The sequence below is a fragment of the Alkalibacterium gilvum genome, from assembly GCF_900109085.1.
Classification (GTDB): Bacteria; Bacillota; Bacilli; order Lactobacillales; family Carnobacteriaceae_A; genus Alkalibacterium; species Alkalibacterium gilvum.
In genome coordinates this window covers 69,163-87,582 of record NZ_FNYW01000004.1, presented here as the reverse complement: position 1 = coordinate 87,582, position 18,420 = coordinate 69,163, and the positions used below count along the sequence as shown (strand labels likewise).

Genomic DNA, 18,420 nt, shown 5'->3' with positions numbered 1-18,420 from the left:
AATAGAAAATAATCTTTTAAAATAAGTTTCATAGAGCTTAAGATGAAGTGGCTGATAAATTAGTCACTTCTTTTTTTGTGCTAATTATGTGAATCCTTTAAACCAATCATTTGACAAATTTACGGGTAAATGATAAATTGGATATAACGATTACAAATGTAAACGTAAAAAGTTAAGTTAAAATTTAAGGAGATGAGTTTAATGGCTGAAGAAAATCATCAACACGTTGAACAACATCACGACAACGAAAATAAGGATCATGAAGGTCATGAAGGTCATGAAGGTCACGGTGGTCATGAAGGTCATGGAAATCATGGAGGTCATCATGATCATCACGCCCATATGGTTGAAGACTTCAAAAAGCGTTTTTGGGTGTCGATTGTTGCTTCTATTCCTATTGCTATACTGGCGCCGATGCTCCAGAATTTATTCGGTTTTGAGGTGTCTTTCCCCGGATCGGACATTATCCTGTTCGCATTGGCCACGTTTGTTTTCTTCTATGGTGGCAAACCTTTCTTAACCGGTCTTAAATCTGAAGTCGTCGATCAGCACACGCCAGGAATGATGACGCTGATATCACTGGCTATTACAACTTCCTATGTATACAGTAGTTTGACAACATTCTCTATCGAAGGTAGTGACTTTTATTTTGAACTGGCAACATTGATCATAGTCATGCTGCTTGGTCACTGGATCGAAATGCGTTCTCAGATGGGTGCTTCAAAAGCGCTGGAAGAACTTATTAATCTTATGCCTAACGATGCGCATAAACTCGATGAAAATGGTGACACGAAAGAAGTATCAGTCGAAGAATTACAACCAGGAGATAAAATATTAGTGAAGTCTGGAGAAAAAGTACCTCTGGACGGGAAGATTTTAGAAGGAAAGTCAGCCATCGATGAGTCGATGTTGACGGGTGAGTCTGTTCCTGTTGAAAAAAGTGAAAACGAGGAAGTCATTGGTGGATCTATCAATGGCGAAGGTGTTCTTACGGTAGAAGTCAGTAAAGTCGGTGAAGAGACGTATCTTTCTCAAGTGGTCGATATGGTCCGAAACGCGCAGGCTACAAAATCACGAGCCCAGGGATTTGCGGACAAAGCTGCGAAATGGCTTTTCTATGTTGCTCTAGGTGCAGGAATACTGACCATGATTTATTGGATAAACGTCTCTGATTTTGAGTTTGCGCTGGAGAGAACTGTAACAGTACTGATCATTGCCTGTCCACATGCTTTAGGCTTGGCGATGCCTCTAGTCAGTTCAGTATCGACCTCTATTGCTGCACAAAAAGGACTTCTTATAAGAAACCGTACGCAGTTTGAAACTGTACGTAATATTGATAAAATCGTTTTTGATAAGACGGGAACGTTAACTGAAGGATCGTTCGGTGTAGATAGTATCATTCCAGAAAATGGTACGTCAGAAGAAGATCTGCTTCAATTGGCCTATTCAGTAGAAAGTCAGTCGGATCATCCAATTGCTAAAGGAATCGTAAGTAAAGGCGAAGAAGAAAAAATTCAACGTCTCGGAGTGACTGATTACAAGAATCTAACGGGTAAAGGCCTGACAGCCAAAATCGACTCAGATACAATTTCCATCTTAAGTCCGGGAGCGATGACGGATGAAGGGATTGACTTTGATGAAGACCGATTCAAAGAATTATCAAAACAAGGAAAAACTGTCGTATTCGTACTGAAGAATGAAAAACTTCAGGGAATGATTGCTTTAAGTGATATTATCAGAGAGTCTTCTTACCAAGTGATCAGAGAACTTTCTGAAAAGGGCATAGATACTGTAATGATCACGGGAGATAATCAACGCGTTGCGGATGGTGTTGGTGAAGAGCTTGGATTAACAGAAGTTATAGCTGAAGTGCTGCCTGATCAGAAATCAGAACACATTAAACGATTGCAGGAAGATGGATCACAATACGTTGCGATGGTTGGTGATGGAATCAATGATGCACCGGCACTCGCTGCAGCAGATATTGGTATTGCAATCGGTGCAGGTACAGATGTAGCGATCGAAACAGCGGATGTGATTCTAGTCGATAGTGATCCTAGAGACGTACTGAATGCGTTGAACTTGTCCAAAGCGACACACAAGAAAAACATTCAGAATCTGTGGTGGGCAGCTGGGTATAATATCATTGCCATACCACTTGCGGCCGGCATACTCTATAATCAGGGAATCGTTGTTACACCAGCTATAGGAGCGGCTATTATGTCATTGAGTACAGTAATCGTTGCTGTCAATGCACGCATGCTCAGCATGGATGACGAAACAGAAGATAGCGAAGAAAGACAGCCTGCAACAGAAAGAAAGTAAGAATATAAAAATGTATAAAGAGAAAGCCCCAGTATTTTAATATAAGTGCTGGGGCTTTCTCTTTATTAATGCTGAAAACGTGATTGGTAGGCTTTTTTATTTTTCAAATTCTTCCAGTATATTAAGTAAAATATTCTTAGCACGTTGTAGATTTTTATGTTTTGAGTGCTTGAGGATGTCAGCGACTTGCTGAATGTGATCACCTTTAGCTCCGGCGCTGATGGCCAATGACCTCGCGTGTAGCCCCATGTGGCCTTTTTGAATGCCCTCTGTAACAAGCGCTCTGACTGCTGCAAAGTTCTGAGCGAGACCAACTGAGACAATGATTCGTTCAAGTTTAGGAGCGTTTGGATGCCCCATAATTGAATGAGCTAACTTGGCGCCAGGATGGATTGAAATCGAACCGCCAACAGTCCCTACAGGAAGCGGAAGAGTGAGTTCACCAACTAAGTCACCCGCATCGTTTTTTGTCCAGGACGTTAAGGAACGGTATTGACCAGAACGGCTGGCATAAGCATGCACGCCCGCTTCAATTGCTCGCCAGTCATTACCTGAAGCAAGAACAACAGCGTCTACACCATTCATAATTCCTTTGTTATGGGTCACTGCTCGGTAAGGATCTATTGTAGCAATCTGAGTTGCTTCAATGATACGATCTCTAACTTCTTCACCTGAAAACTCCCCAGTTTTAAGCTTATGAGCAGGGATAACACACGTTGACGTGGCCAGGCACTCCGTTGCATAGTTTGTCAGTATACGAAGCAGAGCTTTTCCTTGAGTTAATTCTTCAAGATAAGGAGCAATACTTTCCATCATTGTATTAACAATATTTGCCCCCATCGCTTCTTGAGTGCTGATGTGAACATGTACAGATAAGTATGTTGGAATATTATTATTTGTATCATCTGTAAGTATACGAACCTCCAGATTTTTTGCTCCCCCACCTCGTTTGACAATAGACGGATGTGCTTCATTTGCGCGACTTAAAATGTCTTTTTTTGCTTCTTTAATTTTCTGTTCAGCAACTTCAAGATTTGGTACAGCTTTTAAGGTCAGTTGACCAATCATCATTCTCCCGGTAACCGTTGTTTTGAAACCGCCAGCTGACCCGATGATTTTTGCAGCGAAACTCGAAGCAGCAATAACAGAAGGTTCTTCTATTGCCATTGGGACAACCAATTCTTCCTGATCAATGATATAATTCATTGCCACACCCAAAGGCATAGAATAATTACCAACATAGTTTTCAATCATATGATTAGCAGTATCCGAATCGAGTTCTAACGTTCGATTTAAAAGGACATCTTTTTCTTGTTTAGAAATAACGTCGGCTAAAAATAGAGCATTTATTTTATCATCATGCTTTTTTTTGTAAAATTTTTTTAAGTATGTCGTATCCATTGTATCGGTCCTTCCTTACTCTGTCTCTTCTATTATGAACGATTCCTTGAGAAAAGAAAAGCAAGAGTGTATAAACTTTAAAAAAGGTTTACATTTGTCATGTCGTCTTGTATAATCAAATAGGAATAACCCAATACGGTTGCTTAGCTCAGTTGGGAGAGCACTACCTCGACAAGGTAGGGGTCACTGGTTCGAGCCCAGTAGCGACCATTCATATTAAAGTAATAAGCCTTACAAACGTTGATTTGACAGCAATCAGTGAACGTTTTGAGGGCTTATTTTTTATTTGTTGCATGGTAGTGTTGCATACGAATAGATGTTCTCGTAAAAATGAGCTGATCCGATACGATATTAAAGCAGAAGAAGAGAGAGTGTCTATACAATTAGATACTCTCTTTTTTTTGTTCTCCTGGAGTTGTGAGGGCGATTCTAAGGCTATTTCAGATTGATTCATCGGTAGTTATACCTAGAAGCCTACGTGTTGAGCGAATATGTTAGCAGTTTCTTCTTTAGATTGTTCAGTTACGTGAGTATAGATATTCATAGTCACGTCAATGGAAGAGTGGCCTAGTCTTTCTTTCACGTCTATTGGTTTAGCTCCAGCTTCAAACAATATAGAACAGTGGGTGTGTCTAAGCTGATGAGGCGTGATCCGTTTCAAGCCATTCTCTTTTATAATCTTATTCATGAACGAGGTGATATTGGAGTGCTGGATGAATTCATTATCGTACGTACTGAATAACAATTGGCCTGGCTTATTCGTGTTGATTCCTAACTTTAAATAGTCCAGACGTTGCTTCTTACGCCATTCTTTCAAGACATTGAGTGTTATATCATCTAATGAGATGGTACGCTCTCCAGCACTAGTTTTGGTGCTTTGAATGATGAGCGAGTTATTCTCTCCACGTGATAAGGTTTTATTGATGGTAACTGTCTTATCTTCGAGGTTAATATCACGCCATTCTAATGCAAGAGCTTCACCTTTTCGCATACCACTAAAGGCCAGCAAGCGAAACAGTGGATACCAGCGAGGGTTGACATCTTCTTTCACGTACTCCAGGAACAGCTTCAATTCTTCTTTGGTGTAGAAGTTAACCTCACGCTTCTTATCTGTTTTCTTTTTTGGCACATGTACACGATCCATAGGGTTATGGCGTATCTTATCTAATGTGATGGCATAGTCGAAGATTCTCTTACAGTAATTCTTCATGGCCTTAGCTTTGGTTATACGCTCCGACCATTTGAATACAGCCTCCTGGCACTGTGCTGGTGTGATGGCCTGAATACGTAGCTGGCCTAAGTCTTTCAATATATGATTATCAAACATTTCACGAGTTTTGACAGCAGTGCTTTCTTTCACATCTTCACGATAAATCACTTTGAACCATAACTCATACATCTCTTCAAATGTATCATAGACAGGCTTCTGATAACCTTGCTCCTGGAACTCTGCCTTTAATCGCATAGCTTCCTTACGTGCTTCTGATTTGCTCGAAAAACCACTTCTGGAGGCTCTGACAGGCTTGCCAGCGTTATCCACTCCCAGATACGTTTGAAACTTGTAATAAGTGTTTCCGTCTTTCTTCTGATAAGTTTTAATTTGTAACATGATTTGTTCTCTCCCTTGATTCACACCGCTGGGCTGGGGTATGTAAAGGGCTAGTCTTTAATAATATCTTTAAGAGCTAAAATCTTCATTCCAGCCTCGTCAATAATTGATTGTGCAGTATCAAAGGCTGATTCGTGAAACCCGTCTTTTATAGACAAGACCTCCTCACCCTTAACATCGACTATTTCATAATATTCTAATCTCAGCTGGTTGGAGATTCCCATTATTTTATAAGCAGTATCATGAAGAACTTGAGCCTCGTCTTTTTTATCGTTCTTTTTGTTTCTTTCAATAACATTGCGAACAATCTCTCGACAAACTTGTCTGACTCTCTCATCGTTATAATCTAATTGTTCGATATTCTCTTCTAACCAATGATCGAACTCATTACCAGCTTCCTTAACGCTGAAGTATTTAACAATATATTGTGAGTTATCTTTATTTCTTAATTTATCCAAGAATGATTCCATCTCTTCTATAAATACAGATCGAGCAAAATTTTCAATATCTCCATATAAAAGATAGTCAACAGAAGTTCCACCTAAATCAGCTATTTGCTTCAACCGTTTTTTATTTGGTAGATTTCGAGCATTCTCCCAGTTGTGAACACTAACTTTACTAGCATTAAGCCTTTCTCCTAGTTGCTCCAGAGTCCAACCGTTATTATTCCTGATTTGTTTTATTCTAGAAGCTACTGCATTGTTATTTATCAATAATCACACCTCCATAATCATAGTATAAACAAAAAGTTAAGAAAAGTAAACAAAAAGTGTTGCTTTAATCTAAGTATTGTGAGATAATGCGTGTAGGTTAACAAAAGTTAATAAATCAATTGGAGAGGATGTGATCATATGAAGAACAAGGTGCGAGGGTATAGAACTATGGGAGGATACAATCAGAAGCAGTTAGCTGATATTCTTGAAATAACGCCTCAATCGTTATCTGCAAAAGAAAATGGGCGAAGAAGTTTCAACGATTTTGAAAAAGTATTATTGTTGGATCTATTTAAAGAAATAGAACCAGAATTGACAATAGACAAACTTTTTTTTGATCAAGAAGTTAGCAAAAGTTAATAAAAGGAGGTGAATGCAATGGCAAAACTTCATTTAGATATAACAAGTGAGCTGGAAGAAGAACTCCAGGAGCTTTTTATCAAATCGGCTAAGCACGTGCTGGCTGAACTATCGAAGCAAGAACTTCACTCTAAAGAATTTATGAATCTCCAGGAGAGTGCTGAATTTGTTGGGGTGAGTCATAACACACTGATGAGCTGGATAAGAGATTATGATCTTTCTTACATCCATATCGGTGGGAAAAAGATGATTGAGAAAAAGGAATTAATCGAATTTTTAAGAAGTTTCAAAAAATAAATACACCGCTGGGCGAGCGGAAATATTGGGTATTAGTGCAACAGAATATGCAGAAATGGCGAGGAAAACCATGAAAGGTGTTGATGTGATAGGAAGAAAAGCAGATTAGTTGGAGCTAGGGAAGAACGGACTATGACTTTTTGGCTGGTACAGGTGCTATGGAAAGGCGGAAAAATAATGAAGAATGATGAAAAGGCCATGATTATATTGGAGCATATGGAAAAGTATCTCCAGATAGATTGGGCATTCGAAGAATTCTATATCAAAGGTATTATGAATGGCTTGAGAAAAATTGACGAAAAGGAGAAAGGAGAATTACATGGCGATAAAGACACAAGAAGAAATTGAAGTCATTGAAGAAACATTACAGAAGTTAATGGTATCAGTATCATTTTTGAAAGCGACAGGGAAAAGCTTCACTTCAGACTGGACTGCATTCCCAGCAGATGAAACAGAACTCCAGTTAGATTACATGATTCAACTTATTCAGAATCTCAATCGAGAATTAAAGGAGGTGCAATAGATATGATCGTTTTTGTATTCGTGGCAGTTGTATTTTTTATCAGTGGCATTTTTGCTAGAGAGATGATGAATGTAGCTATAAAAGAATGGAAATTGGAAACTGAATGCATAAAAAAAGCCAATGACATGGCAGTGTCAAAGGCGGAAAGATAGGTCTGCGATAACCTAAGGTGTAATTACATCTCTTTATAAATTATACCGAAAATATCGCTCAAAATCAACTAAAGGAGCGAATTTTAAAATGAATAAAAAGTCAATAATCAACGAATTAGAAATGGATCAGGTGGAATATTTAGACAGTCTTTTAAGCCAGCTACAAGATAACATAGATGAGCTGGACGATTTATTCATGCAATACGAAAAAACTAAGAACGAGAATGATTTGATGTTCTTCCTTTATGAATTCCAGCGGTTACGTAATCGACAAGAAACGATGTTCAATCTCTCTAAAAGAATGCTTTCAGAAATTAGAGGTAGTGTCGAAAATGCAAAGCGTGACCTCTTCAAACTGAAAGAAGTGAGCGATGATTGATTTATATATCAAAGGGCTATGAAACAAAGAACTTAACGCCAGTAAAATCGGAGTTAGATGACTTCGAAACGATAGTGAACAGCAAAATAACAACGTTTGAAGATGTTTCATCGGTGGACGTTATCAAGCGTCTGAGAGCTTATTATTTCATCTCTGGAGAGCTATCTGAACCGATAAGGAGTAATAAAACACTGTTAAGGAAAACACTCCTGGCCATTGATTATGATGGCCTGGATCTTACAGCAGAAGAGTTTGAATCTCATTTACTAAATAAAATAAACGCTCTGACTTTCTATGCTTATCCATCCATAAGGCATGGCATGGCTGGAACACGTTATCGCTTAATCATTAAGACAGATAGACCATTCACTAAGGAAGAGAACACTCCTCTAATAAAATTCGTTACCGATCATATCGGACTCCCATATGACCAGGCCAGCGAAACATGGAGTCAAGCAATGGGGCTAAAAGTCACGTTTGAAGATGAAGAATCATATCTTGATAAATGTATCTACAACGAGGGTAAAGGTGTTCTGAAAATCGACAACGCCATCGAGAAGATGGCAGAACGGACTGCAAAGAAGAAAGACAGAAGCAAGCCAGCTTTTACGGTGCAATACTCCAGGAAGCGAACCTTTACAGCTGAATTCTTAGAAAGCTTGATTGATCCAGTTGAGAAAGGCTCGAGAAATGTTCATCTTACTAAATTGATCGGCAAGATGTTTTCATTAGGCATGACAGCCGAAGCGGTTTATTCATACGCTTATATCATTAACGAATATAGCTTTGAAGAACCGCTCGATGATGAAGAGGTGAATAAGACTTTTCGAAGCATATTGAAAAAAGACGTTGAGAAAATGGAAAAGGAGGGAGCTGATTAAGTGCAGAAGAAAAAGAAACTTCCGAATGATTTAGCTAAAGAGGCGGAAAAACACAACGAAAAACTGAAAAATGCAAACAAAGTCCATTCTTTATTCAGGCTTAATCAGTATGGCGGAGTGAAGAAGTCCTTTGCTAATTTACAAATAGCCATCGAGAACACGCCTGGCATAGATGTGATTGGCTATGATGAGTTTAGACACCTTATAACATTTGGCGAAGAGAAAGAGCCGATTGATGATTCATTTATCCATTCAGTGAGGCTGAATATAGATAAACAACATGATGTGACTTTCTCAAAAGATGATGTACTGGCCATGCTGGAGTTAGTAAGCCGAAATAAAAAGGCCTACCATCCTGTCAAAGAAAAGATTGAAGCAGAAAAGTGGGATGGCGTGAAGCGAGCCTCTCGTATCTTCATTGATTATTTAGGTGCTGAAAATAATGAATACGTTAAGGAAGTAACTAAAAAATGGCTGGTGGGTGCGATCGCTCGTATTTATGAGCCAGGTGTGAAGTTTGAGATCGTACCAGTGTTAAATGGTAAGCAAGGGCGTGGTAAGTCAACGCTGGCCAGTAAGTTAGGCGGAGAATTCTTCACTGACAGCTTGAACGCTCTAGGTGATTCCAAAGATGATTACCAACAGTTAATTGGTAAATGGATCATTGAGCTGGGCGAACTCTCCAGCATGAAGAAAACAGATAACGACAAAATAAAGAACTTTTTGAGTGCGACAAGCGATGACATCCGACTTCCTTATGATCGTATAACAAAGAAATTCAAGCGTACGAGCGTTTTTATCGGCACAACGAATAACAATGAATATCTTTCCGATCTGACAGGGAGCAGACGCTTTTATCCGATCCCACTTGATAACGAACCAGTAAAAAGTGTGTTTGATATAACTGAATCGGACGTACAGCAGATTTGGGCTGAAGCCAAAACCTATTATGAATTAGGCGAGGAAATATTCATGAGTGGCGATTTTGAAACAATGGCAGAAGATTATAGACGTAATGCCAGCAAACAGGAGCTGTTTTATCAAGACATCGAGGACTATTTAGAAATGTTAGTACCGTTCGACTGGGAGCAAAAAACACTCTACCAGAAGCGAAGTTATTACAACAGGTATGTGAATGACAATGACACTGACAAAGGCACTGATGGCCTGGATAGAACAACAGCCAAAGAGATTGCTCGAGTTGTGTTTGATTTGGATGGTGGCGGTAGAGGAAGTAATGGTGTATTGAGCAAGATTAATCTTTATATGAGTAACTTGCCAGATTGGAAAAAACAATCAGTGAGAATTAACGGAAGAGTCATGAAAGGTTTTAAACGTGTAACCTAGCAGTTACGCAAAAGTTACACCGTTTAGCGTTGGTATGACGGCGTTTGTTGGGGTTTTGTAACTTGTAACCGTAAAATCAAAAGAAAAATAATAGACTGCATACACTGGGGCTGTTTGAAAAGTTTGAGAATATCGGTTACAAATTACAAACCTCTCTTAGCGTTGATATGAAAGCATTTAGGCTGGTTACAAAAGTGTAACTTGTAACCGCTGGAGGAGGAAAAATGGAATATATTCAGTGGCTAGAGAAACAGGAGTATGAATCATCATTAAAAAACATGGCTAAAGATATACAGATGGACTATTCATTCCCTCATGGTAAAGGGTTTGATGAAATGCTGGAATACTTCAAACAGTCGGACGTTGATCCTCGTATCATCTATTTGTTCACATGGTCGTATAGTGTGTATTTGGTGGAATTAAGAAAGAGGGTGGAACAGCTTGAAGAAGAATTTATCAGAGAGATTGAAGAAAATTGAGAAGCACACAATTAAAGCGAATACGCTATGGCTGGTAGACATAAAGAACGATGGCCGATTCATTCCTTATCAAGTTATTTCAGAAACAGGCAAAGAGATTAAACGACTTGAAGCCATGACAGGTGAAGAGTTTCTCCAGTGGCAGATAGATATTGGGAGAAGAGCATTGCCGATATTAGAAGCGGAGGTACTAGATGAGAATCAATCGTAGAATCAAGCGACTTGAGAAAGTGAAAGGCTCGAACGAAGTCAATGTGTACGTTGCATGGCCTGAAGAGGATGGTTACATCGTCAAGCGTAATGGCGAGCCAGACAAAGCGTTCACGTTCAAAGAGTGGGAAGCTTTCAAAGAAGAGAACCCAGAGGCGTACTGCTTAGAAGTTGATTGGACATAATTATTAAAATTTGTGCAGTTTTTAGAAATGGAGGTGAGATTCATAGGCGACTTAACACCGAAACAGGAAAAGTTTTTAATTGCATTGGCGACATCTGATTCCATTGAAGAAGCCAGCAGTGAGGTCGGAATTCATCGAAACACAGCTTACAACTATCTCAAGGATAAAACCTTTGCTGAAGCGAAGAAACGCCTTAGACGGAACACAATGGACGTTGTGAGCGGACGACTGCAACACGAAGCGATGGAGTCGATAAATGTACTTAAAGAGATTCGAGATGATCCAGACGTTTCTCCTCATACACGTTTACAGGCTTCAAAAGAACTGTTAGATAAGGCCTATAAATCATATGAGATTGATGACATCCTCGAACGTGTCGAAATATTGGAGGAGGCACTTGATGAATAGATTTAAAGCACGATTGAAGAAGCTGGAGGCAATCAGACAGCCGAACAATGATATTGCTGAACGAGCTGAAGCCATTGAACGTTATTTGAAAGATGGCACACCGATTCCAGAGTGTTTATTGGAAGATAAACAGCCGATGGGTGAACGCTGGAAGCAGATGATTAAGAAATATTTAGGTTGAGTTGTGTTAACTAAGTACGAACTATTCAGAATGCAAACGTTGTAGGTATAGCATCTATTAAAGGTTTTGAGTGTTCGAATATGGAACTTATGCATGGTTTGTTGATTTTTGACTTGAAAAAGGCGGTGTTTTTTCATAGAAGAGCATGAAGTCATTAAAAAATATTTTAGGTTATCAGATAGAATTCAGCAATTGGAAGAAGAGTTACTTGAATATGAGCGAGGCTTTTATGATCAGACATTCTCCACTCAAGTGCAATATACGTCTTTAGGAATTAATGTTGTAGCTTTCAAGGTGGAGCATGGTGTCTGTGATCATGTAATGGCTGGAGAGGCGAAACAGGAACGACTGAACGCTTTGAAATTCAAGCAGAAACACTTCAAGGAATATCTGAACTCCCTTTCCAGCAAGGAGCTTGAATATCTCGTACAGTATCATCTTGAAGAGTCAACAGCCAGCGAGCAACAAGCCATTGATGTAGCTATACTGGACGAAATAAGCGAGATAGAGGAGGCTTCAAGCTATCGGTACAAAACCACTAGAGCATACATGAAACCTCCTCCAGTCGCTTCAGAATTGACTGATGAGCATATGCTCGAACTATTGGAGGCGTGAAGATGGTGTATGTAGACCTGGATGAACTACCGATTCGGCCGATTTATTACTTGAATCAATGGTACAGGTACAAAGAGAACGTGCAGTATTTGACAGATAATTCAAAGCGTAATGCGATCCGCTTATTAAAAGCCTTGAACGAGCTGGACGAAAAAGAAAAGGAATTCCTTTCCATGAAGTTTGATCGAGAGAAGAGATTGACCGATGTAGAGGCTTCGGAACAATTAGGGCTGGAGCTGAAAGAATACAAGAAATACAAGCAGTATCTTATTAAAAAAGTTGGTAAAAAAATTCAAACATATATAAAGGAGAATGAGAATGGTAGATAAATATGAGATGTTAAAAGAGTATGTAAATGGTGTGGTTAATTATAAGAAAGACGATGGTACATTAAAAGAAATTAAAGATTTGATAGGTAAGTTGGATCAGACAGAAGAGGCGGAGAAAAAGAAAAAGGAGAATCTTATTTCCAAAACAGATTGGCATTCATTAGGATATAGCGAAAAAATCAAGATGAAAGAATCAAACCCAGAACGTTTTAATAATGCTATGGCTGGTAACTTCAAGGAGGAGAAATAATGATAAAAGGTGCAGATAAATTAATTCAGAAAGCAAGCAAACCAATTGCAGACATCTCAAAGAACATTGCTGATTTAGAAGCCGAAAAACAGCGTCTGATGGACTCTTTAGATACATCTGATAATCAGTTTAGCATGGACGTAGTAAAGAAGAATAAGGCAATTGAGGCTGATTTACACTTGATTAATAACACACTGAACAAAGCAAAAAAACGCAAAGAAGAATTACTCCTGGATAACGCTGGGGATGTATATGAAGAATCAAGGCGGTTACTGAATGAGTATAAGAAAGAAATAAATAATCAGCATAAAGTAGATAATCAGCGTATTGTTGAAGCGATTGATGAAGTGCGAACTATATACAGACAATTCAAAGAAGATGATAAGGAGTACACACAAGAAGTGGCTGAATTTGTCGAAGCAATCAAGCCATACTTAGATCCCCGTAATAAAAAAGAATATGGTGCGGTAGGTACACAGGCCAGACAGTTAGAGATGATGAACGAACGATTCAACAGCTCAACGTATCTGATGTGGCTGGAAATTACTAGAGAGGACTTCTTCGGCATTGATGGTCTTATTAAAGACTTCAAGGAAACGCCTATGAGTCAAAAAGAAAGAGCTAAATATAAAGGCTAAAACATGGAGGGTGGTAGTGGTTGGGTAACTTCGTTCTTTCCCTTGCTGGACGATGTAGTTAGTCCATGTTTGTAGTCATGATGGAGAGCTGATATATTCGGCTCTCCATCTCCTTTTTTTACTAACAGCTATTAGATGATTTAATATAGACATATAAAAAAGACCACTCCAAAGAGTGATCTCCATCCCCAGCCTATTGGTGCAATTAGTGTTGCATAGTATGACAGTATAGGTTATTCATTTTGTTTGATACCGATTAAGTGAAAACCATTGTTAAACCTTGATATTATGCTGTTTTTACCTATGTTTGATAGTTGAAAATGCTGGTAGTTGGTAACCAGTAGCGACCATACTATTTTTTATTATAAGCCTTAAAACGTTGATGCGAAAGTAATCTCACAACGTTTTAAGGCTTTTTTTGTATGCCAGTAACGAATACCTGTATATAAAGGGTCAAAATTAGCAAAGTAATTGGGATAACTGTCCTAATTTATTAGTTTTTTCCCTGTTTTTCTGTAATCAACACAATAATAGGGCCATTTCAAAAAGCGTCATAGAGTCCCTATTACTATGTTATACTAAATTAAAATGATTGAAAAAGGGGTAGCAGAATGAAAGTAGTCATTATTGGCGCATCCTTTGCTGGCGTAGCTGCAGCTTTGGAGACACGCAAACGACATCCCAATGCAAGAATCGTTCTTCTAGAGAAGCAAGCAACACTAGCCTATATTCCTAATGGGCTACATTTGTATTGGAAAAAAGAAATTGAGGATTTGAATAAAGCGCGCTTTATTACAGAAGAACAATTAGTGAAAAATCATATTGATTTTCATCTAGGAGCCAACGTTGAGAAAATTAATACGACTCAAAAAACCGTAAACTATAATTATCAAGAAAAAGAAGAGGTTATTACTTATGATAAGTTAATCATTGCGGCAGGATCAAAACAATTATCTGAAAAGATTAATGGCAGTGCGCAAGAGAGTGTACTTAAGTATAAGCGTTATGATGAAGCACAAGCCGCCTTAGCCAAAGTAAAAGAAAGTAATCATGTGACGATTATTGGTGGTGGACAAGTTGGGGTTGAGGCTGCTGATTTGTTGACTAGGCAACAGAAAAAGGTAACGATAATTGAAAGCATGGACTATGTAATGTTTAAATACCTGGATAAAGATATGATACAACCCATTCAACAGGCGATAAGTGACAGTGGGATTGACTTAAAGTTGGGGGAAACAGTTTCTACTATAGAGTCAAAAACAAATCATAAAGTGACTGTTAATTACGGTGAAGAGTCTGTAACGAGTGATGCCGTTATAATGAGTGTTAATGTAAGACCGCATCTCCCTTTTTTAGATGCACATATAAACTTGCATATTGATCAAACGATTGCTGTTGACCGCTATTTAAGAACTTCGGTAAAAGATGTTTTTGCCGTAGGAGATTGTATTCAACTATCTGGGCCAGACAAAGATAATATCTATATCCCTTTAATCAATAATGCTGTGAGAACGGGGATTGTTGCAGCCACTAATTTAAATAAACCTGAGATTGCATTTAAAGGATCGCTACGCACGATTGGGACGAAGATATTTGGCCACTATATTGCCAGTACTGGAATGACTGAGTCTGACAGTGTATTTTCAAATAAAACAGTAAAAAGTTCTCGGCAAAAAATACGATTAACGAGCCTTCCCAGTACTGAGACAGCCATAGTGAAATGGGTCTATGATGCTAAGACTCACGTGGTATTAGGTGCGCAGTTAATATCAACGGCCAACATTTTAGAAAAAGTGAACACACTGGCTTTAGCGATTCAAACAAAGCAAACGATTGAAGATTTGCAGCAAACGGACTACTTTTTCCATCCTTCTTATACCCAGATGATAGCTACAACTAATCTCGTATCCTGGATGGGTGAGGGGCTTTTCGACGATGAAAATTGAAGACTTTCTTGAGAAAAATGAAGTGAGAGAAATAACTATTTTCAAACAGCTTGTCTTAAATAATGGTAAGCTCACTTATTTTGATATGTTGGACTATCTTTCTGTTTCCAAAGCGTCTCTTGAGACAGATTTAGACTCGATTGCTGTTAAAATAGCTGAATGCGACCTGCAGGTTCATATTCATTATGATGGGCAAATCATCGCATTGGAAATGAGTGATACTGTCTCCTTACAGCATATATACCGTCATTATTTAGATCAATCTATTAAAGTAGAGATTATCAAATTTCTTTTTAAACATCAGAAATTTACAATCACTCAATTATCACAAAAATTAGTCATTAGTGAATCTTCTTTGTATCGTAAAATTAAAGAGCTGAACACACATTTAAAAGAGTTTGATATCAAGATTAGAAATGGTCAGTTGAATGGAGAGGAATTGCAGATACGCTACTTCTATTTTCAGTTCTATTATTATATAGAAGATAAAACATATTTACTCTCAAAGTATGCAGGAAAGCAAATGACTCAAGCAGTACAAACTTTGGAGAAGTTTTTAGATGCAGAGATTTCTCCTGAGAATAGGCAAAAGCTTATCATATGGCTAATTATAAGTAAGACACGAATCACAATTAAAGACCAACAAGTAGATAATTTACGCATGCAAATGAAACCTTACTTGAAAGATCCGCTATATCATAAGATACAAGTTATGGTTTTTCGTTACTTCAGTCGGTATTCAATCGAAGTGGACGAAGGGGAGGCAATGATACATTTCGCTTACCTCCTAGCTTTTTCCATACTGTCGGAAAATGACTTCCATGAGTATAGAATGATACGCGACAGGCATGCCCCAATCGCATCAGTAGACACTCAGGTAGCCGAAACGATTATTATTCATTTTAATTTTCGCAGATTACCTTATATGTTGGAGAGGGATATGTATTACCATTTAACTCATATTCACACGCGTTTGTACTTTTTTCAAGGAGACGTTGAAATTTATGAGTACCAAGAAATTTTATCTAATGAAAAACAGATTGTGGGCAGTCATTTGGTTTTCTTTGCTGATGAGTTATTGAAAGTGAGTACTGAAAAATTCAATCGTGAATCAAGTGAGAGTAATAGTCTGTTTAGAACAGAAGTACCGAAATATATCAGTTTACTTATTCTGATTACCTCTAAAACGGCTAAAGTCTTACAGGTTGGTATTGATTTAAAGATAGATGACTTGTATAAGGAAACATTCAGTCAGTTGTTGATGCGTAAAATGCGTCCGCTTAATGGTATTCAAACGGAAGCCTATGAGCCGAATAAAACGTATGATCTAATACTGACCAACGAAAGTCCTGAAAATCAACGTATTTATAAAGAAGCTAGGGTCTATATCCTAGCTAAAATTTTATCAGATTATGATATGGAAAATATTCAGCAAATTATTCTGGAATTAAATACATGAAAAAGCGCAGCTTAATGCTGCTGCTTTTTTTCATCAAATACCTTAATGCTGAGCTTTTTTATACATTTGAATGTGTAAAAAACAAAAAACTATCAAAAAATTTTAAAAATTAAAAAAAGCTGACATTTTTAATTAGAAAAAAACGGTTACAATAAAAGAGTAAAGAAACCGATTACAGATATCGGTTACAAATTAGGAGGAATATATTATGACAGAGAGTAAATACATTATGTCCATTGACCAAGGAACAACAAGCTCACGAGCGATTATTTATGACAAGCAATTAAATACAATTGGTAGTTCTCAAAAAGAATTTACACAAATTTTCCCACAGAGTGGATGGGTTGAACATAATCCTAATGAAATATGGAATTCAGTTCAGTCTGTTATTGCAGGAGCATTTATTGAATCAGGAGTAAAACCCGCAGAAATCGCAGGTATTGGTATTACAAACCAACGTGAAACAACCATTGTTTGGGATAAAGAAACAGGTGCACCTATCTATAACGCTGTTGTATGGCAATCGCGTCAATCAGCAGATATTGCAACGAAGCTGTATGATGAGGGTTATTCAGAAATGATCCATGAAAAAACAGGCCTCCTTATTGACTCATACTTCTCAGCAACTAAAATTCGTTGGATCCTTGATAATGTTGAAGGAGCACAGGAACGTGCTGAAAACGGCGAATTAATGTTTGGAACAGTTGACACTTGGCTCGTATGGAAGTTAACAGGTGGAGAATCATTTGTTACTGACTATTCAAACGCTAGCCGTACAATGCTATATAATATTCACAAATTAGAGTGGGATCAAGAAATTCTAGATTTATTGAACATTCCGCTTGCTATGATGCCAGAAGTTAAATCAAATTCAGAAGTTTACGGAAATACTGCAAACTACCATTTCTATGGAGCGAACACGCCTATCTCAGGAATGGCAGGAGACCAGCAAGCTGCATTGTTTGGGCAGATGGCATTTGAGCCTGGAATGGTTAAAAACACATACGGTACGGGATCATTTATCGTAATGAATACAGGAGAGACACCTCAATTATCAGAAAATAATTTACTGACAACAATTGGTTACGGTATCAATGGTAAAATTTACTATGCTTTAGAAGGAAGTATATTTGTTGCTGGTTCATCTATTCAATGGTTACGTGATGGCCTGCGATTAATCGAGAACTCTTCTGATTCAGAATGGTTAGCTCAAAAATCTGAAAGTGATAACGAGGTTGTTGTAGTTCCAGCTTTCACCGGACTAGGTGCGCCTTACTGGGATTCAGATGCACGAGGATCTGTGTTTGGCTTAACACGAGGAACAACAAAAGAAGACTTTGTAAAAGCAACATTACAGTCTATTGCCTACCAAGCAAGAGATGTTATTGACACAATGAACAAAGATGCTGGAATCGATATACCACTACTAAAAGTAGATGGTGGAGCGGCGAATAATGACTGGTTACTACAATTCCAAGCAGATATTCTAGGTACGAAGGTTCAACGTGCACATAACTTGGAAACAACTGCTTTAGGTGCAGCTTATCTAGCAGGTTTAGGTGTTGGCTTCTGGGAAAGCATGGATGAAATAAAAGACATGTATGAAGAAGGCGGAACGTTTGAACCACAAATGCCAGAAGAAGAAAGACAAAAACTGTATAAAAACTGGAAATTAGCTGTTAAAGCAACGCAAACATATAAACCTGAAGCTTAGGCAATAAATAAGGAGGATT

Annotated in this window: 24 protein-coding genes and 1 tRNA gene; 22 read left to right on the top strand and 3 right to left on the bottom strand. The window is 38.2% G+C overall.

The genetic code is table 11. The features are described from left to right. Positions 1 to 201 precede the first annotated feature (201 nt). Complete coding sequence (locus BMX83_RS02740; protein WP_091633000.1) at positions 202 to 2,325, top strand: heavy metal translocating P-type ATPase; 2,124 nt, start codon at positions 202 to 204, stop codon at positions 2,323 to 2,325. A 96-nt stretch (positions 2,326 to 2,421) separates the two neighbouring features. On the opposite strand, the gene BMX83_RS02735 is transcribed toward BMX83_RS02740, so the two are convergent. Beyond that, a complete protein-coding gene (locus BMX83_RS02735; protein ID WP_091632997.1) occupies positions 2,422 to 3,726 on the bottom strand; it encodes a hydroxymethylglutaryl-CoA reductase, degradative in 1,305 nt (434 codons plus the stop codon). A gap of 137 nt (positions 3,727 to 3,863) precedes the next feature. Here BMX83_RS02735 and BMX83_RS02730 point away from each other — a divergent pair. Next, positions 3,864 to 3,936 (top strand) — tRNA-Val (locus BMX83_RS02730). Positions 3,937 to 4,192: 256 nt separating this feature from the next. Here the strand turns inward: BMX83_RS02730 and BMX83_RS02725 are convergent. Both BMX83_RS02725 and BMX83_RS02720 read right to left on the bottom strand, forming a co-directional pair. Beyond that, positions 4,193 to 5,335: a tyrosine-type recombinase/integrase gene (locus BMX83_RS02725; RefSeq protein ID WP_091632994.1), complete on the bottom strand. Its 1,143-nt coding sequence runs from the start codon at positions 5,333 to 5,335 to the stop codon at positions 4,193 to 4,195. Positions 5,336 to 5,385: 50 nt separating this feature from the next. Continuing rightward, positions 5,386 to 6,048, bottom strand: a complete 663-nt coding sequence (locus BMX83_RS02720; RefSeq protein ID WP_091632991.1) for a helix-turn-helix domain-containing protein — start codon at positions 6,046 to 6,048, stop codon at positions 5,386 to 5,388. Between the two features lie 138 nt (positions 6,049 to 6,186). Here BMX83_RS02720 and BMX83_RS02715 point away from each other — a divergent pair, with 138 nt between their 5' ends. From BMX83_RS02715 to glpK, 20 genes are all read left to right on the top strand, one after another. Further along, the gene (locus tag BMX83_RS02715; RefSeq protein WP_091632988.1) at positions 6,187 to 6,408 is read left to right on the top strand and encodes a helix-turn-helix transcriptional regulator; all 222 of its coding nucleotides are present in this window, start codon (positions 6,187 to 6,189) and stop codon (positions 6,406 to 6,408) included. Positions 6,409 to 6,426: 18 nt separating this feature from the next. Further along, entirely contained in the window at positions 6,427 to 6,705 is a 279-nt protein-coding gene (locus BMX83_RS02710) for a helix-turn-helix domain-containing protein (RefSeq protein ID WP_091632986.1), read from the top strand. Between the two features lie 177 nt (positions 6,706 to 6,882). Beyond that, a complete protein-coding gene (locus tag BMX83_RS02705; RefSeq protein ID WP_177170472.1) occupies positions 6,883 to 7,053 on the top strand; it encodes a hypothetical protein in 171 nt (56 codons plus the stop codon). Next, a complete protein-coding gene (locus BMX83_RS02700; RefSeq protein WP_091632981.1) occupies positions 7,025 to 7,228 on the top strand; it encodes a hypothetical protein in 204 nt (67 codons plus the stop codon). Before BMX83_RS02705 ends, BMX83_RS02700 begins: the two co-directional genes overlap by 29 nt. Before the next feature lie 2 nt (positions 7,229 to 7,230). Next, positions 7,231 to 7,380: a hypothetical protein gene (locus tag BMX83_RS10880; RefSeq protein ID WP_177170471.1), complete on the top strand. Its 150-nt coding sequence runs from the start codon at positions 7,231 to 7,233 to the stop codon at positions 7,378 to 7,380. 88 nt (positions 7,381 to 7,468) lie between these two features. Beyond that, positions 7,469 to 7,759, top strand: a complete 291-nt coding sequence (locus BMX83_RS02695) for a hypothetical protein (protein WP_091632978.1) — start codon at positions 7,469 to 7,471, stop codon at positions 7,757 to 7,759. Continuing rightward, positions 7,756 to 8,640, top strand: coding sequence for a primase alpha helix C-terminal domain-containing protein (locus tag BMX83_RS02690; RefSeq protein ID WP_091632975.1), 885 nt, complete (start codon positions 7,756 to 7,758; stop codon positions 8,638 to 8,640). Before BMX83_RS02695 ends, BMX83_RS02690 begins: the two co-directional genes overlap by 4 nt. Further along, positions 8,641 to 9,987: a virulence-associated E family protein gene (locus BMX83_RS02685; protein ID WP_091632972.1), complete on the top strand. Its 1,347-nt coding sequence runs from the start codon at positions 8,641 to 8,643 to the stop codon at positions 9,985 to 9,987. Between the two features lie 224 nt (positions 9,988 to 10,211). Further along, entirely contained in the window at positions 10,212 to 10,466 is a 255-nt protein-coding gene (locus BMX83_RS02680) for a YozE family protein (protein WP_091632970.1), read from the top strand. Beyond that, positions 10,453 to 10,677 carry a hypothetical protein gene (locus BMX83_RS02675; protein ID WP_091632967.1) on the top strand — a complete coding sequence of 75 codons (225 nt, stop codon included), beginning with the start codon at positions 10,453 to 10,455 and terminating at the stop codon, positions 10,675 to 10,677. Before BMX83_RS02680 ends, BMX83_RS02675 begins: the two co-directional genes overlap by 14 nt. Beyond that, the gene (locus BMX83_RS02670; RefSeq protein WP_091632964.1) at positions 10,661 to 10,861 is read left to right on the top strand and encodes a hypothetical protein; all 201 of its coding nucleotides are present in this window, start codon (positions 10,661 to 10,663) and stop codon (positions 10,859 to 10,861) included. The genes BMX83_RS02675 and BMX83_RS02670 overlap by 17 nt, the downstream gene beginning before the upstream one ends. A gap of 27 nt (positions 10,862 to 10,888) precedes the next feature. Then, complete coding sequence (locus BMX83_RS02665; protein WP_143059475.1) at positions 10,889 to 11,269, top strand: replication protein; 381 nt, start codon at positions 10,889 to 10,891, stop codon at positions 11,267 to 11,269. Beyond that, positions 11,262 to 11,450 carry a hypothetical protein gene (locus BMX83_RS02660; protein ID WP_091632959.1) on the top strand — a complete coding sequence of 63 codons (189 nt, stop codon included), beginning with the start codon at positions 11,262 to 11,264 and terminating at the stop codon, positions 11,448 to 11,450. Before BMX83_RS02665 ends, BMX83_RS02660 begins: the two co-directional genes overlap by 8 nt. A gap of 192 nt (positions 11,451 to 11,642) precedes the next feature. Continuing rightward, positions 11,643 to 12,065, top strand: a complete 423-nt coding sequence (locus tag BMX83_RS02655) for a hypothetical protein (protein ID WP_091632957.1) — start codon at positions 11,643 to 11,645, stop codon at positions 12,063 to 12,065. Positions 12,066 to 12,067: 2 nt separating this feature from the next. Further along, positions 12,068 to 12,394, top strand: a complete 327-nt coding sequence (locus BMX83_RS02650; protein ID WP_091632956.1) for a hypothetical protein — start codon at positions 12,068 to 12,070, stop codon at positions 12,392 to 12,394. Then, positions 12,384 to 12,644 carry a hypothetical protein gene (locus BMX83_RS02645; protein WP_091632953.1) on the top strand — a complete coding sequence of 87 codons (261 nt, stop codon included), beginning with the start codon at positions 12,384 to 12,386 and terminating at the stop codon, positions 12,642 to 12,644. The genes BMX83_RS02650 and BMX83_RS02645 overlap by 11 nt, the downstream gene beginning before the upstream one ends. Next, the gene (locus BMX83_RS02640; protein ID WP_091632951.1) at positions 12,644 to 13,282 is read left to right on the top strand and encodes a hypothetical protein; all 639 of its coding nucleotides are present in this window, start codon (positions 12,644 to 12,646) and stop codon (positions 13,280 to 13,282) included. Before BMX83_RS02645 ends, BMX83_RS02640 begins: the two co-directional genes overlap by 1 nt. Positions 13,283 to 13,893: 611 nt before the next feature. Further along, a complete protein-coding gene (locus tag BMX83_RS02635; protein ID WP_091632948.1) occupies positions 13,894 to 15,228 on the top strand; it encodes an FAD-dependent oxidoreductase in 1,335 nt (444 codons plus the stop codon). Further along, positions 15,218 to 16,687, top strand: a complete 1,470-nt coding sequence (locus BMX83_RS02630; protein WP_091632945.1) for an AcpB/EbpR/MafR family transcriptional regulator — start codon at positions 15,218 to 15,220, stop codon at positions 16,685 to 16,687. Before BMX83_RS02635 ends, BMX83_RS02630 begins: the two co-directional genes overlap by 11 nt. 208 nt (positions 16,688 to 16,895) lie before the next feature. Next, complete coding sequence (glpK, locus tag BMX83_RS02625) at positions 16,896 to 18,401, top strand: glycerol kinase GlpK (RefSeq protein ID WP_091632942.1); 1,506 nt, start codon at positions 16,896 to 16,898, stop codon at positions 18,399 to 18,401. The last annotated feature ends 19 nt before the right edge of the window (positions 18,402 to 18,420 follow it).